Genomic DNA, 16,077 nt, shown 5'->3' with positions numbered 1-16,077 from the left:
ATGACCTCGTCCAGACAGGACCGCATCGCGGCACTGCCCGCCCACCTGCGGGAGGCGCTGCGCGCGCGGATGGCGGGAACGGCCGCACCGGCGCCGGAGATCCCGGCCGCCGCCGACCGTTCCCGCCCGATCCCGCTCTCGTCCGCCCAGCGACGGCTGTGGTTCCTCAGCCGGTTGAGGCCGGACGACCCGGAGTACAACAGCGCGATCGCCCTGCGCCTGACCGGATCGCTCGACCACGGCGCGCTGGCCACCGCGCTGCGCCTGCTGGTCGCCCGGCACGAACCGCTGCGGACCACCTTCGACGAGATCGACGGCGAAGGCGTCCAAATCGTCCAGCCGCCCTACGAGGTCGTGCTGCCCGTCGTGGACGTCACGCAGGACGACCTCGAGGACGTCCTGCGCGTCGAGTACACGCGGCCGTTCGACCTCCATCGCGGGCCGTTGCTGCGCGCGGTGCTGTTACGGCTCACGGAGACCGAGCACGTGCTGCTCGTGTGCGTGCACCACATCGCCACCGACGGCGCGTCGATGGGCGTGCTGACCGAAGAACTCGGCCTGCTGTACCGCGACGGCGAAGGCGCACGCCTGCCCGCGCTGCCGGTGCAGTACGCGGACTTCGCCGTATGGCAACGAAATCGGCCGCCGCGCGGGGCGGGGCTCGACCACTGGAAGGAGCACCTCGCCGACGTCGAACCCCTCGACCTGCCCACCGACCGGCCCCGGCCACCGGTCCGGAGCACCGCGGGCGCGGTGCGGGAATTCAGCGTCCCCACGGACGTCGCCAGGCGCCTCGCCGACTTGGCGCGGTCGTCGGAGACCACGCTGTTCACCGTCCTGATCGGCGCGTGCCAGGCGTTGTTCGCCCGCTACACCGGGCAGGAGGACATCGCGCTCGGCACCGTCGTGCGGGGCCGCGAACGGCCGGAGCTCGAACGGGTCGTCGGCTTCTTCGTCAACACCGTCGTGCTGCGCTCGGCCGTGGACCGGTCGGCGTCCTTCACCGAGCACCTGACCCGCGCTCGCCAGACCGTGCTGGACGCCTTCACCCATGACGACGTGCCTTTCGACACCGTCGTCGACGCCGTGCAGGCGGGCCGCGACCCCGGCCGGAACCCGCTGTTCGACGTCATGGTGCTGCTGCATTCCGTCACCGGTTCCGGACCCGGGTTCCCCGGGCTGGCCGTGGAACCGGCGGATGTCGCGCGGGACGCGGCGAACTTCGACCTCTCGCTGGAGTTCGAGGAATCCGGCGGCGAGCTCGCCGGGCTCGTCGAGTACAGCACCGAACTGTTCGACGCCGCCACGATCGACGGCCTGATCCGGCACCTGCTCCGCCTGCTGGCCGGGATCGCCGCCGAACCCGGCCGCCGGATCGCCGACCTGCCGCTGACCGACGACGCCGAAGAGCGCCGGCTGCTGTTCTGGGGGAGCAACGGGCTGGAGGTACCCGCGACGACCGTCGTCGACCTCCTCGACCATCAGGCGCGGACCCGGCCCGACGAGACCGCCCTCGTCTGCGGTGACGTCCGGCTGACGTTCGCCGAACTCGTCGCCCGCGCCGACGTCCTGGCCGCGGACCTGGCCGCTCGCGGAGCCGGTCCGGACCGGGTCGTCGCGGTGGTGCTGCCGCGGTCGGCCGAGGCGATCGTCGCGTTGTTCGCCGTGCTCAAGGCGGGCGCCGTCCACCTGTCGATCGATCCGGGGCTGCCGCCCGAGCGGATCCGGGTGCTGCTGGAAGACACCTGGCCGGTGGTCGTGCTCGACGACACCTTCACGGTCGCCTCCGACGGGCCGCGACCGGCGTCGCCCAGGCCTTCGGACGCCGCGTACGTCATCCACACCTCGGGCTCGACAGGCACGCCGAAGGGCGTCGTCGTCGGCCACTCGGCCCTGGTCAACCTGCTGGCCAACCACCGCGCCGTGTTCGGCCGCGACCGGATGCGCGTCGCGCTGACCGCGACCCTGTCGTTCGACACCTCGTGGGAAGGCCCGGTGCTGCTGGCGGACGGCCACGAACTGCACGTCATCACCGAAGAGACCCGTCTCGACCCGGCCGGACTGACCCGCTACGTCCGGGACGAGCACGTCGACTTCCTCGACGTCACGCCGTCCTACCTGCGCCAGCTGCTGCCCGCCGGGCTGCTCGAAGGCGAGCACCGGCCACGGTTCCTGATGGTCGGCGGCGAAGCCCTCGACGTGGACCTCTGGCGCGAACTCGCCGCGTCCGAAACGGCCGTCCACAACTACTACGGACCCACCGAGTCCACAGTGGACGCGACCTGTGCGCCGGTCACCGGCGACCGGCCCCTGATCGGCAGGCCGCTGGGGAACGTCACAGCCTACGTCCTCGACGAGTGGTCACGCCTCGTCCCGGCCGGGATTCCCGGTGAACTGTGCCTGGCGGGCGCCCAGCTCGCCCGCGGTTACCTCGGCAGGCCGGGCCTGACCGCGGACCGCTTCACCGCAGACCCGTTCGGCCCGCCCGGCGCCCGGCTCTACCGCACCGGCGACCGCGCCCGGTGGACCGCCGAGGGGCAGTTGGAACACCTCGGCCGCGTCGACGAGCAGGTCAAGGTCCGCGGGTTCCGGATCGAACCGGGCGAGGTCGAGGCCGTGCTGCGCGCGCAGCCGGACGTCTCGGACGCCGCGGTGGACGCGCGGGACGGCAAGCTGGTCGCCTACGTCGTCGGCGACGCCGACCCCGCCGGGCTGCGGACCGCGCTGAACCGGATCCTGCCCGGCCACCTCGTCCCCTCGGCGTTCGTCGGTCTCGACCGGCTGCCGCTGACCCGGCACGGAAAGCTGGACCGGCGCGCCCTGCCGGATCCGGAGCAGGCCACCGCCACGCCGTACGTCGCACCCCGCGACGAGCGCGAGCGGCTGGTGACCGAGATCTGGTCCGACGTCCTCGGCGTCGAACGCGTCGGTGTCGACGACGACTTCTTCGACCTCGGCGGGGATTCCCTGCTCGGGATCCGGGTCGTCGCGCGGCTCCGGGACGCGCTGGGCGCCGACGTGCCCGCCCGGCTCGTCTTCACCGCGCCCACCCCGGCCCGCCTCGCCCTCGGGCTGCCCGAGAGCACGGCGCCGCGGGAGGCGATCCCGCTGCTGTCCCGCGACGGCGGCCGGTTCGAGGCACCGCTTTCCTTCGCCCAGCAACGACTGTGGTTCCTCGACGAATTCGAACCGGGCAGCACCGAATACGTGTCACCGACCGCGTTGCGGCTACGCGGTGAGCTGGACGTCGGCGCGCTGAACCGCGCCTTGACCGCGCTGGTCGCCCGGCACGAGTCCCTGCGCACGACGTTCGCGACCGTCGACGGCCGCGGTGTCCAGGTGATCAATCCGCCTTACGCCGTCGACGTCGCCGTCACCGATGGCGATCTCGACACCGCGCTGGCCGCCGCGACCGGTCCCGTCGACCTGCACACCGGCCCGTCGCTGCGGGTCGCGCTGACCCGGCTCGCCCCCGGCGATCACGTGCTCACGCTGGTGCTGCACCACATCGTCACCGACGGCTGGTCCTCCGGTGTCCTGCTGGCCGAACTGGCCGCGTCCTACAGCGCGTTCGCCCGCGGTGCGGAGCCGTCCCTCCCGCCCCTGCCGGCGCAGTACGCCGACTACGCCGTCTGGCAGCGGGAACGCCTGCGGGGCACCGAATCCGACGCCCAGCTCAGTTACTGGCGCAACCGGCTCGACGGCGTCCCGGCGCTGGACCCGCCCACCGACCGGCCTCGTCCGGCGGTGCGGACCAAGAACGGCGCACTGCACGAGTTCAGCGTGCCCGCCGGGACCACCGCCCGGCTCAAGGAGCTTTCCCGGCATCAGGGCGGCACCCTGTTCATGACCCTGCTCGCCGCGAGCAAACTGCTGTTCGCCCGCTGGTCCGGGCAGGACGACATCGCCGTCGGCACCGTCGTCTCCGGTCGTGAGCGCACCGATCTCGAGGGCCTGATCGGGTTCTTCGTCAACACCCTCGTCCTGCGGTCCACAGTGGACTTGAAGGTCGGCTTCGACACCTTCCTCAACGACGTGCGTGACACCGTCCTGGACGCTTTCGCCCACCAGGACGTGCCTTTCGACCGGGTCGTCGACGATCTGCAACCCGAACGCGACACCAGCCGCACGCCGCTGTGCCAGGTTCTGGTCGTCCTGCACAACACTCCGGACAGCCGCCCCACGATGACCGGCCTGGACGTCGAGGAGGTGGCCCCGCCGGTCGTGACCGCGGGCTTCGACCTCACGATCCACTTCCAGGAGACCGCCGGACGGCTCGACGCGCTCGTCAACTACAACACCGACCTGTTCGACGCCGGCACCATCGAACGGCTGACCGGCTGGCTCCGCCGGATGCTCGACGGCATCGCGTCGGCACCGGAGCGGTCTCTCGCCGAGCAGCCTTGGATCAGCCCCGCCGAACGCGACCGGGTGCTGCTGGAGTGGAACGGCAAGGCGGCCGCGGAACCGGCGCCCGCCCTGCACGAACTGTTCGCCGCGCAGGCGGCGCGCACGCCGGGCGCCGTCGCGGTGACGAGCGGGACCACCGAGCTGACCTACCGCGAGCTGGACCGGCGCGCCAACCGCCTCGCCCACCGGTTGATCGGCGAGGGCGCCGGACCGGAGAAGCTGGTCGCGCTCCGCTTGCCGCGTTCGGCCGACCTCGTCGTCGGCGTGCTCGCGGTGCTGAAGACGGGTGCGGCCTACCTGCCGATCGACCCGGCGTACCCGGCCGCCCGGATCGAGGCGACGCTGGCGGACGCGCGTCCGGTGTGCGTCGTCGACTCGGTCGAGGCAGGCGAGTGGCCGGACACCACGCCGCGGGTGCGGGTGGAGGCGGGCAACACCGCCTACGTCATCTACACCTCCGGCTCGACCGGCGTGCCCAAGGGCGTGCTGATCCCGCACGCGAACGTGACCCGCCTGTTCTCCTCGACCGGCCACTGGTTCGGTTTCGACGAGCAGGACGTCTGGACGCTGTTCCACTCCTACGCGTTCGACTTCTCGGTCTGGGAACTGTGGGGCGCGCTGCTGCACGGCGGCAGGCTCGTGGTCGTCCCGCAGGACGCGGTCCGCGAACCGGAAGACTTCCTGGCCCTGCTCGCCGAACAGCGGGTGACGGTCCTCAACCAGACGCCGTCCGCCTTCTACCGCCTCGGTGCCCTGCCTTCGGCGGAGCTCAGCCTGCGGTACGTGATCTTCGGTGGCGAGGCGCTGGATCCGGCGCGGCTGGCGGAGTGGTACCGGCGGCATCCGGACGGACCGCTGCTGGTCAACATGTACGGCATCACCGAGACCACGGTGCACGTGACCCACCGGCCGCTGGAAGCGGACGGGACGGCCACCGTCGGCGTCCCGATCCCGGACCTGCGGACGTACGTGCTCGACGCGGATCTCGCCCCGGTCCCGCCCGGCGTGACGGGCGAGTTGTACGTCGCGGGCGCGGGTCTGGCCCGTGGCTATCTCAACCGCCCCGGTCTCACCGCGTCGCGGTTCGTCGCGGATCCCTTCGGCGCGCCCGGAACCCGGATGTACCGCACCGGCGACCTGCTGCGCTGGACCGCCGGCGGCGAACTGGACTACCGCGGCCGGGCCGACCACCAGGTCAAGATCCGCGGGTTCCGCATCGAACCCGGCGAGATCGAAGCGGCCCTGATCGCCCACCCCGACGTCGAGACGGCGGCCGTCGTCGCCCACGGCACCGGGGACGCCCGGCGGCTCGTCGCCTACCTGACCGGCGCCGTGCCCGGAACGACGGCGCTGCGGGAGTTCCTCGGCCGCTCGCTGCCCGCGCACATGGTGCCCGCGGTGTTCGTCGCGCTGGAGCGACTGCCGCTCAACGCCAACGGGAAACTCGACACCCGGGCGCTGCCGGAGCCGGGCGCGCGGGCCGAAAACCGTTACACGGCCCCGCGCACCGACGTCGAGACGATTCTGGCCGGGGTCTGGTCGGAGGTCCTGGGCATCGACCGTGTCGGCGTCGAGGACAACTTCTTCGGCCTCGGCGGCGATTCGATCCTCAGCATCCAGGTCGTCGCGGCCGCCCGGCAGGCGGGGCTGACGATGTCGTCGAAGGACCTGTTCCGGAACCAGACCATCGCCGAACTCGCCCACGTCGCCCGGCCCGAGGCGCCCGCCGAGCACGTCGAAGAGGAAGACCGCGGCCCGGCCCCGCTCGGCCCGATCCAGTCCTGGCTGTTCGAGCGGATGGACGATCCGTGGCGGCTGACCATGTCCGTGCACCTCGTGCTGTCCTCCGTGGACGTCCCGAAGCTCGTCTCCGCCCTGAACAGTGTCGCCGAGCGGCACGATGCCCTGCGCATGCGGTTCTCCCGCGCGGACGGCGGCTGGGTGCAGGAACCCGCGCCCGCCGAAACGCACGACATCCTCCGGCACGTCGATCTGTCCGAAGTGGACGACACGGCGGCCGCCATGCACACCGAGGCGGTGCGGGCGCAGACCTCACTCGACATCACCACCGGACCGCTGTGGCGCGCGGTGCTGTTCACCTTCCACGACGAGCCGCCGCAGTTGTTCCTCACCGCCCACCACCTCGTCATGGACGGGGTGTCGTGGCGAATTCTGCTGGCCGACCTCGAACGCGCGTACCTCGGTGAATCCCTCGGCCAGGTGCGCACATCGTTCACCCATTGGGCTCATTGTCTGGCCGAGAACGTGAAAATGGGACACCTCGACAGGGAAACCGCGTACTGGAAAAATTCTCTGCGCGGTGCGCGGGCGGATATTCCGGTTGACCGTCCGGGCCGTAACGCCGCGAAGTCGGAGCGCGGTGTCTCGGTGTCACTTGGCCGGGCCGAGACCACCGCGCTCCTCGGCGACGTTCCCGGTGCGTACCGCACGGAGGTCAACGACGTCCTGATGAGCGCGCTCGGCCGCGTGCTGACCCGCTGGGCGGGGTCGCGGGTCATGATCGCGATGGAAGGCCACGGCCGCGAGGAAATCGCCGGGCCGCTCGACCTTTCGCGGACGATCGGCTGGTTCACCGCGCAGTACCCGATCGCGCCCGTAGTGTCCGAAGGCGACTGGGGCGACGTGCTCAAATCCGTCAAGGAACAACTGCGCGCGGTTCCGAACAAAGGCGCCGGCTACGAGGCGTTGCGGTATCTGGGGGCCGAAGATACGCCGGGTTCCGCAATGCGCGAGATACCCACGCCCCGGATCTCCTTCAATTACCACGGCCGCTGGGACATGGGCGGTGCCGCGGACGGATGGTTCCAGGGACGAGGCGAAAGCATCGGGCACGACAGCGACCCGGAAAGCGTCCGCCCGTATCTGCTCGACGTCGTCGGCGTCGTCGAAGGCGGCGAATTGCATCTCACCTGGCAGTATTCCGATGAGGTGCACGAGGAAAGCACGGTCCGCGCGCTCGCCGAAGACACACTCGACGCTTTGCGGGGCATCATCGCGCATTGCGCCGGGGCGGGCGGGCGCACACCGTCCGACTTCCCGCTGGCCAGCCTCGTTCAGGCCGACGTCGACCGCTTCGCCGGGGACGGCCGCGACGTCGAGGACATCTACCCGCTCACCCCGTTGCAGACGGGCATGCTGTTCCACAGTCTGGTCGACACCGGTTCGACCGCGTATTTCGACCAGTTCCGGCTCCGGCTGGCCGGGGTGAGCCGTCCGGAGGCGCTCGCCGAGGCCTGGCAGCGCGTGGTCGACCGCACGCCGATCCTGCGCAGCAGTACCGCGTGGGAGGGCATCGAGGCGCCGATCCAGCGAGTCCACCGTGAGGTCCGGGTCCCGGTCCGGCAGTACGACTGGCGTGCGCTCGCCCCGGCGGAGCAGCACCGGGAACTGGCGAAGGTGCTGGCCGAGGACGTGGCGGCGGGGATGGAGCTGACCGCGCCGCCGCTGATGCGCCTGGCGATCGCCCGGCTCACCGAGGACGAAGTGCAACTGGTGTGGACCTCGCACCACGTCCTGCTCGATGGCTGGAGCACGGCGCAGGTCTTCGGCGAGGTGTGCGAGCAGTACGCGGCCATCGTCGAAGGCCGGGCCGCGCGCCTGGTGCCGCGCCGTCCGTTCCGCGACTACCTGGCCTGGCTCGCCGACCAGGACCGTGCCGAGGCGGAGGACCACTGGCGCGCGGTGCTGGACGGGTTCACCACGCCGACCCCGCTGCCCTTCGACCGGCGGCCGCGGGAAGCGCATCGCGCCGAATCGGGCGAAGCGATCCTGGTCGAACTGTCCCCGGAGGAGTCCGCGCGGCTGCACGAGACGGCGAAGTCCGCGGCGCTGACGGTCAACACCGTCGTGCAAGGCGCCTGGGCGCTGCTGCTCGGGCGCTACAGCGGGGAAACCGACGTGCTGTTCGGCGCCACCGTGTCCGGCCGCCCGGAAGGAATGCCGGGCGTCGAGGCGATGATCGGCATGTTCATCAACACCGTCCCGGCCCGCGTGGAGATCCGCGGTCACCAGCCCGCCGTCGACTGGCTGCGGGAAACCCAGACGGCACAGGCCGACGCGCGCCGGTACGACTTCCTCGCCCTGTCCGAACTGCAGGCGTTCACGGGCGTGCCCGCCGGTACGGCCCTGTTCGACAGCGTGGTGGTGTTCGAGAACTACCCGATCGAGGACAGCGGTCAGGCCGACGTGCGCGTGCTGGACGTCGAGTCGCTGGACACGACGAACTTCCCGCTCAACCTCACCGCCTATCTGCACGACAAGCTCGGGCTCGAACTGTCCTACGACCCGCGGTTGTTCGACACGGCCACGATCCGCCGTCTGGCGGATCAGCTCGCGGGCTTCCTCCGCGCCTTCGCCGACGACCCGCGGTGCCGCGTCGACGCGCTGTCCCCGCTGTCGCCGTCCGGACGGCGCGAACTGCTCGCCTCGAGCAGCGGGCCGGTGATCGACGTGCCGTCCGGCACGGTCCTGGACGTCTTCGAAGCCACGGTGGCCCGCGTGCCGCACGAGACCGCCTTGGTCTTCCGGGACACGGCCTGGGACTTCGCCGAGGTCGACGCCCGCGCCACGCGGCTGGCGGGGGAACTGGCCGCACGAGGCGCCGGTCCGGAATCGGTGGTGGCCGTCGCGTTGCCGCGGTCGGCCGAGGCCGTCATCGCGATCCTCGCGATCTTCAAGGCGGGCGCGGTGTATCTGCCGATCGACCCCGGCCTTCCGGAAGAACGCAAACGTTTCCTGCTCGACGACGCGCGGCCGGTGGTCGTCCTCGACGAGCCAGGGCACACGTCGGCGACCTCCGCCGGGACGCGGGCGAGTGTGGACACCGCCGCGTACGTCATCTACACCTCGGGCTCGACGGGAACGCCCAAGGGCGTCGTCATCGAGCACCGCGGCCTGATGAACATGCTCGCCGCGCACCGTCGCGGTTTCCTCGGCGGGGAGCGCCGCCGGATCGCGCTCACCGCCTCGTTCTCCTTCGACACGTCCTGGGAAGGAGTGCTGGCCCTGATCGACGGTCACGAGCTGCACGTGCTGGACGACGACACCCGGCTCGACCCCCGTGCCGCCGTCGACTACGTCCGGCACCACCGGATCGGCCTGCTCGACCTGACGCCGACCTATCTCCGCCAGCTGATGGACGCCGGACTGCTGACCGGGCAACACCGGCCGGACACGGTGATGGTCGGCGGCGAGGCGATCGACGAGCGGCTGTGGCGTGAACTGGTGGAGTCCGGGATCACCTCGCACAACTACTACGGGCCCACCGAAGTGACCGTCGATTCCGTCCACACGCCGGTGACGGGGGACCGGCCGCTGATCGGCCGTCCGCTGGCCAACCTGCGGGCGTACGTCCTCGACGCGACCGGCGTACCGGTCCCGGCGGGGATGCCGGGCGAGTTGTTCCTCGCCGGCGTCCAGCTCGCGCGCGGCTACCTCGGCCGTCCGGGGCTGACCGCGGACCGGTTCGTGGCCGATCCCTTCGGCCCGCCGGGCACTCGCATGTACCGCACCGGCGACCGCGTCCGCTGGACCGCGGACGGACGACTCGACTACCTCGGCCGCGTCGACGACCAGGTGAAGATCCGCGGCTTCCGGATCGAGCCCGGAGAGGTGGAAGCCGTGCTGCGGCGGCATCCCGCGGTCACCGACACCACGGTCGCGGCGCGCGACGGACGCCTCGTCGCCTACGTCGTCGGCGACACCGAGGGCCTGCGGGACTGGCTGCGGGAGCGCCTGCCGGATCACCTCGTCCCGACGGCGTACGTCGCCCTCGACGTACTTCCCTTGACTCGCAACGGAAAGGTCGACAAGCGGGCGCTTCCCGCGCCCGGCCGCGACACCGCCGCGGAATACGTGGCGCCCCGGAACGAGACCGAACGCCGTCTCGCCGCCATCTGGGCCGAAGTACTGAAACTGGACCGGGCCGGCGTCACGGACAACTTCTTCGAACTCGGCGGTGACTCGATCCTGAGCATGCGGATCACGTCGCGGGTGCGCACCGAGCTGGGCGTCGACGTCTCGCCACGCGCGTTGTTCAGCGCGCCGACCCTCGGCCGGTTCGCCGCGGCGCTGCCGGAGCAGCAGGCCGGCACCTCGCCCATCCCGGTCGTCGCCCGCGACGGTGCCTTGCCGTTGTCGTTCTCCCAGCAGCGGTTGTGGTTCCTCGACGAGTTCGAATCCGGTGGCACCGAATACCTTTCACCCACGGCGTTGCTGCTCCGCGGCGAGCTCGACGTCGACGCGCTGAACCGGACACTGGACTTCCTGGTGGCCCGGCACGAATCACTGCGGACGACCTTCGACGCCGTCGACGGCCGTGGTGTCCAGTTCGTGCACGAGCCGTACCACGTCGACCTGCCGGTGGAGGACTTCGACGAGAACACTCTGGTGCGGGAAGCGTCGCGGCCGTTCGAGCTGCGCACCGGACCGCTGCTGCGGGCCCGGCTGTTCCGGCGGTCGGCCGACGAGCACGTCCTCCTGCTGGTGCTGCACCACATCGTCACCGACGGCTGGTCTTCGGGCGTGCTGGCCGCCGAACTCGACGACTGCTACGCCGCTTTCGTCCGTGGCGAAGAGCCGCGGTTGGCGGAGCTTCCGGTGCAGTACGCGGACTTCGCTTCCTGGCAACGCCGGCTCCTCGACGGCCCCGAGCTCGCCGGGCAGCTGGACCATTGGCGAGACCGTCTCGCCGGGCTGGAACCGCTCGAGCTGCCCACCGACCGGCCCCGGCCCGCGGTGCGCACGACCGAGGGGGAGTGGGCCGGATTCGACGTCCCCGCCGACGTCGCCACGAAACTCCGGGAGCTGGCCAACGCCCAGGACGGCACCCTCTTCATGACCCTCGTGGCCGCCTGCCAGGTGCTTCTGGCCGGTTGGGCGGGTCAGGAAGACGTCGCCGTGGGTACCGTGACCTCCGGCCGGGAGCGCGCCGAACTGCAACGCCTCGTCGGGTTCTTCGTCAACACCCTCACCCTGCGGTCCACTGTGGACAGCGGACGGTCGTTCCGTGAGTTCCTGGCGCGGGTGCGGAACACGGTGCTCGACGCGTTCGCCCACCAGGACGTCCCCTTCGAACGCGTGGTGGACGCCGTGCAGCCTGCCCGCGACCCGAGCCGGACCCCGCTGTTCCAGGCCATGGTGGTCCTGCAGAACACCGGTGACCGGCCCGGCTCCGGCACGCTGGTCGCGGAGGAGGTCGCGCTGCCCGCGGTGTCGGCCACCTTCGATCTGCTCGTGCAGTTCGAGCAGGACGGCGACGCGCTGCACGGGGCGATCAACTACAGCACCGGGCTGTTCGACGCGGCGACGATCGACAGGCTGATCGCGCGGTTGCGGACCCTCCTGACCGCGCTCGCGGCCGAACCGGATCGCCCGATGGCCACCTTGCCGTCGCTGCCCCAGGTCGAACTCGACCAGCTGCGAGCGTGGAACGACACCGCGCGCGACGTCCCGGCCGCCTCCCTGGCCGAACTGGTCGAGACACAGGCGCGGCGGACACCCACGGCGCCCGCGCTCGTGTCCGACGACGGCTCGCTGACCTTCGCTGAACTGAACGCGCGGGCGAACCGGCTGGCCCGGCTCCTCGCGACGAGGGGCGCCGGTCCCCAGCGGATCGTCGCCGTCCGGCTGCCGCGTTCGGTGGACCTCGTGGTCACCGAACTGGCCGTGGCCAAGACCGGAGCCGCGTTCCTGCCGGTGGATCCCGGCTACCCGGCCGAGCGCATCGAGTTCATGCTGCGCGACGCGGACCCGGTCCTGGTGGTGGACGGCGCACTCGACGCGACCGGGTACGACGACACCGATCCGGGGACGCCGGTCGATCCGGCGCAGCCCGCGTACGTGATCTACACGTCCGGTTCGACCGGGCGGCCCAAGGGCGTCGTCGTTTCCCACGCCGGGCTGGCGTCCTTCTCCGCCGCCGGAATCGAGCACTGCGAGGTACGTCCGGGGGATCGCGTGCTGGCGTTCAGTTCGCCCAGTTTCGACGCGTCGATCCTGGAACTGTGCCTGTCCCTGCCCGCGGGCGCCGCGCTCGTCGTCCCTCCCGAGGGGCCGTTGCTCGGCACCCAGCTCGCCGAGGTCCTGCGGCGTCGGCGGATCAGCCACGCCCTGATCCCGCCGATCGCGCTGGCCACCGTTCCCGAGGTGGACCTGCCGGACTTCCGCACCGTGCTCGTCGGCGGGGACTCCTGCCCGGCGGCGCTGGTGGACCGATGGGCGCCGGGCAGGCGGATGATCAACGCTTACGGGCCCACGGAGTCCACCGTCGTCACCTCGTGGAGCGCGCCGCTGACCCCCGGCGGCACGCCGCCGATCGGCGCGCCGATCCCGAACACCGAGGTCCACGTCCTGGACACCGCGCTGCGGCCGGTGCCGATCGGGACGACCGGCGAGCTGTTCGTCGACGGCGCCGGTCTCGCGCGGGGATACCTGAACCGGCCCGGTTTGACCGCGGACCGGTTCGTCGCGAACCCCTTCGGCACACGGGGAAGCCGGATGTACCGGACCGGTGACCTGGTCCGCTGGACGGTGCCGGGCGGGCTGGAGTTCGTGGGACGCGTGGACGAGCAGGTCAAGGTCCGCGGCTTCCGGGTGGAACTCGGTGAGATCGAAACGGCGCTGCGCCGGCATCCCTCGGTACGGGACGCCGTCGTGGTCGCCCGCGAGATCGCCGGCCACAAACGGCTCGTCGCCTACGTGGTCGGCGAGGCGACGGACCTCCGGGCCTTCCTCGGGGAGACGCTGCCGGACTACCTCGTGCCGTCGATCTTCGTCCCGGTGGACGCGATCCCGATCACCGCCAACGGCAAGGTGGACCGCGCGGCGCTCCCCGCCCCGGATCCGTCTCTGGCACAGAGTGCGGACTACGTGAAGCCGCGCACCGAAACGGAAGAGACCCTGGCGAACCTCTGGGCCGAAGTCCTCGGCCTGGACCGGGTCGGGGCCACGGACAACTTCTTCGATGTCGGCGGCGACTCGATCCTGAGCATCCAGGTCGTCCACCGCGCCCGGCAGGCGGGCCTGGCGATGCGGTCGAAGGATCTGTTCACCCACCAGACGGTCGCCGAGCTGGCGACGGTGGTGAAGCCGGTCGACACGGTGGCCGAGGATCGCGAGGTCGTCGTCGGTGACGTTCCGCTGACGCCGATCCAGCGGTGGTTCTTCGCCTCCGAACCGGCGAATCCGGCGCACTTCAACCAATCGGTGGTGGTCGAACTGGCCGGACCGGTGGAGGAGGAGTCACTGCGGCTCGCGCTCGACGCCGTCGTCGCCCAGCACGACGCGCTGCGCCTGCGCTTCGAGCGGACCGCCGCCGGGTGGACGCAGTACAACGAACCGGCCGAGCCGAGGCCGGTGCTGAAGAGGGTGCCCGCCGCCGACCTGGAGAACGAGGCCGAGTCGGCGCAAGCGGACTTCGACCTGGCCCGGCCACCGCATCTGCGCGCACTGCTGACCGAACCGGAGGGAGCGGAGAACCCACGACTGCTGCTCGCCGCGCACCACCTGGTCGTCGACGCGGTGTCGTGGAGCATCCTGCTCGAAGACCTCGAACGCGCGTACCGGCAGATCGAAGCCGGGGAGAAGGCGGACCTCGGGGCCAAGACGACGTCCTTCCGGGACTGGGCGCACCGGCTGCGCGAGTTCGTCGCGGACGGCGGTCTGGACGGCGAACACGCGCATTGGGCGCGTGAGCTGCCCGGTCGCACGATCCCGCGCGATCAGACCGGCGCTCCGCCCGCTCCGCCGGAATCGGTGACCGTCGAGATCGACGAGCGGGACACCGACGCCCTGCTGCATCTGGCGCCCGGCGCGTACCGCACCCGGATCAACGACGTTCTGCTGACCGCGCTGGCCCGGGCGCTCACCCGCTGGACGGGACAGCGAGCCGTCGCCGTCGATCTGGAAGGCCACGGACGCGAAGAGATCCTCGACGACGTCGACCTTTCGCGGACCGTGGGATGGTTCACCACCCTGTTCCCGGTCGGTCTCACGGTCGAGGACTCCCTCGGCTGGAGAGAACTGGTCAAGGCGGTCCGGAAACAGCTGCGTGCCTTGCCGGGCAACGGTTTCGGCTATGGCGCCCTGCGGTACTTCCGGTTCCCGGAGCTCGGTGACACGGCGTCGGAGGTCGCGTTCAACTACCTGGGCCAGGGCGATCACGCGGGGGAGGGGAGCGGGCTCTATCTCCGGGCCCACGCGCCTCTCGGCCGCGAGCAGGACCCCGCGAACCGCCCGCCGCACGTCCTCGAGGTGGTCGGCGGTGTGCGTGACGGCCGTCTGGAGTTCTCCTGGTACTACCAGCCTCACCTGAACACGCGGACCACGGTGGCGGCCGTCGCCGCGGACTTCGCCGAAGCCTTGCGCGCCATCGCGTCGGACTGCCGGGGTGAGGAGGCGTGAGCGGGCTGAGGAGCAATCGCGACTACCGGCTCCTGTGGACCGGGCAGGTCGTCTCCGAGGCCGGTTTCAGTACCACGATGATCGCGTTCCCCTTGCTGGTCTTGGCGATCACCGGATCCGGTGTGCAGTCGGGACTCGTGGTCGGCTCGGTGGCGATCGCCCAGCTGGTCGCCGGGCTGCCCGCCGGCGCGCTGGCGGACCGCTGGCACCGCAAGCGGATCATGCTCGGCTGCGAGGCCGTGCAGGCGGTCGCGGCCGCAGCGCTCGTCCTCGCGCTGTGGTGGGACGGCGCCGGAGTCGGCCTCCTGGTCGTCGTCGCCGTGGTGATGGGGGTGTGCCGTGCCCTGTTCGAACCGGCGGAGGAGGCGAGCCTGCCCCTCCTGGTCCAAGCCGGGGAAGTACCGACGGCGGTCTCGCTGAACGCCGCGAGGACCAGCGCCGGGCAGCTGTCGGGCACCGCGCTCGGCGGGTTCCTGTTCGCCCTCGGCCGGGTCGTCCCGTTCGTTTTCGACGTCCTCACGCATCTTTTCGCCTTCGTGGCGCTGCTGTTCGTCCGGCTGCCCGCACGGCCTGCCGCGGTCTCCCGGCCGCCCGCGCATCTCGGCCGGGAGATCGTGGAGGGGCTGAAGTGGGTGTGGGGGCAACCTCGGCTGCGGGTCACGACGTTCTGCGTGGTCAGCCTGAACCTGTTCTTCTCGGCCTACTACCTGGTGATCATCGTGCTGGCCGACCGCCGGGGCATGCCCGCCGGCGAGATCGGTGTCATGGCGGCGATGCTCGGCGCCGGCGGGGTGCTCGGCGCCTTCGCCGCGCCCGTCCTGTATCGCAAGATCAGCCCGTACCTGTTGATCACCGGGGTGTTCTGGGCGCTGACCGTGCTGACGCCGATCGCGATCTTCGTGCACAGCGGCTATCTGATGGGACTGCTGTTCGCCGCGATCGCCTTCCTCCCGCCGTCGGTCAACACCGCCATCAGCACCTACCAGCTGTTGAACACGCCCGACGAGCTGCGTGGTCGCCTCGGCGGCGTACTGGGGGTGACCGGCGGCCTGGCCGCCGCGGTCGGCCCCGCGCTGGGCGGCTGGCTGGTCGAGGTGCTGACCGGCCCCGCCGCGGTGCTCGCGTGCGCGGGCGCCATCGCGGTCGTCACCGTGTTCACCACGCTCAACCGCACCCTGCGCGGCCTCCCCGCCGCGTCCGAACCACTCGAAGCGGAAATCACCGGAAAATAAGGAGAGAAACCCG

At 71.3% G+C, this 16,077-nt stretch carries 2 protein-coding genes; both read left to right on the top strand.

Annotation, left to right across the window (positions count from 1 at the left end):
- Positions 1 to 14,832, top strand: coding sequence for a non-ribosomal peptide synthase/polyketide synthase (locus ACLJRM_RS26430; RefSeq protein WP_410664565.1), 14,832 nt, complete (start codon positions 1 to 3; stop codon positions 14,830 to 14,832).
- Positions 14,829 to 16,064: an MFS transporter gene (locus tag ACLJRM_RS26425; protein WP_101607170.1), complete on the top strand. Its 1,236-nt coding sequence runs from the start codon at positions 14,829 to 14,831 to the stop codon at positions 16,062 to 16,064. Before ACLJRM_RS26430 ends, ACLJRM_RS26425 begins: the two co-directional genes overlap by 4 nt.
- The last annotated feature ends 13 nt before the right edge of the window (positions 16,065 to 16,077 follow it).

The sequence above is a fragment of the Amycolatopsis sp. lyj-84 genome (genome assembly GCF_046549075.1).
Lineage (GTDB): Bacteria > Actinomycetota > Actinomycetes > Mycobacteriales > Pseudonocardiaceae > Amycolatopsis.
The sequence above is the reverse complement of the archived record's forward strand: the minus strand, read 5'-3'. Positions and strand labels throughout refer to the sequence as shown.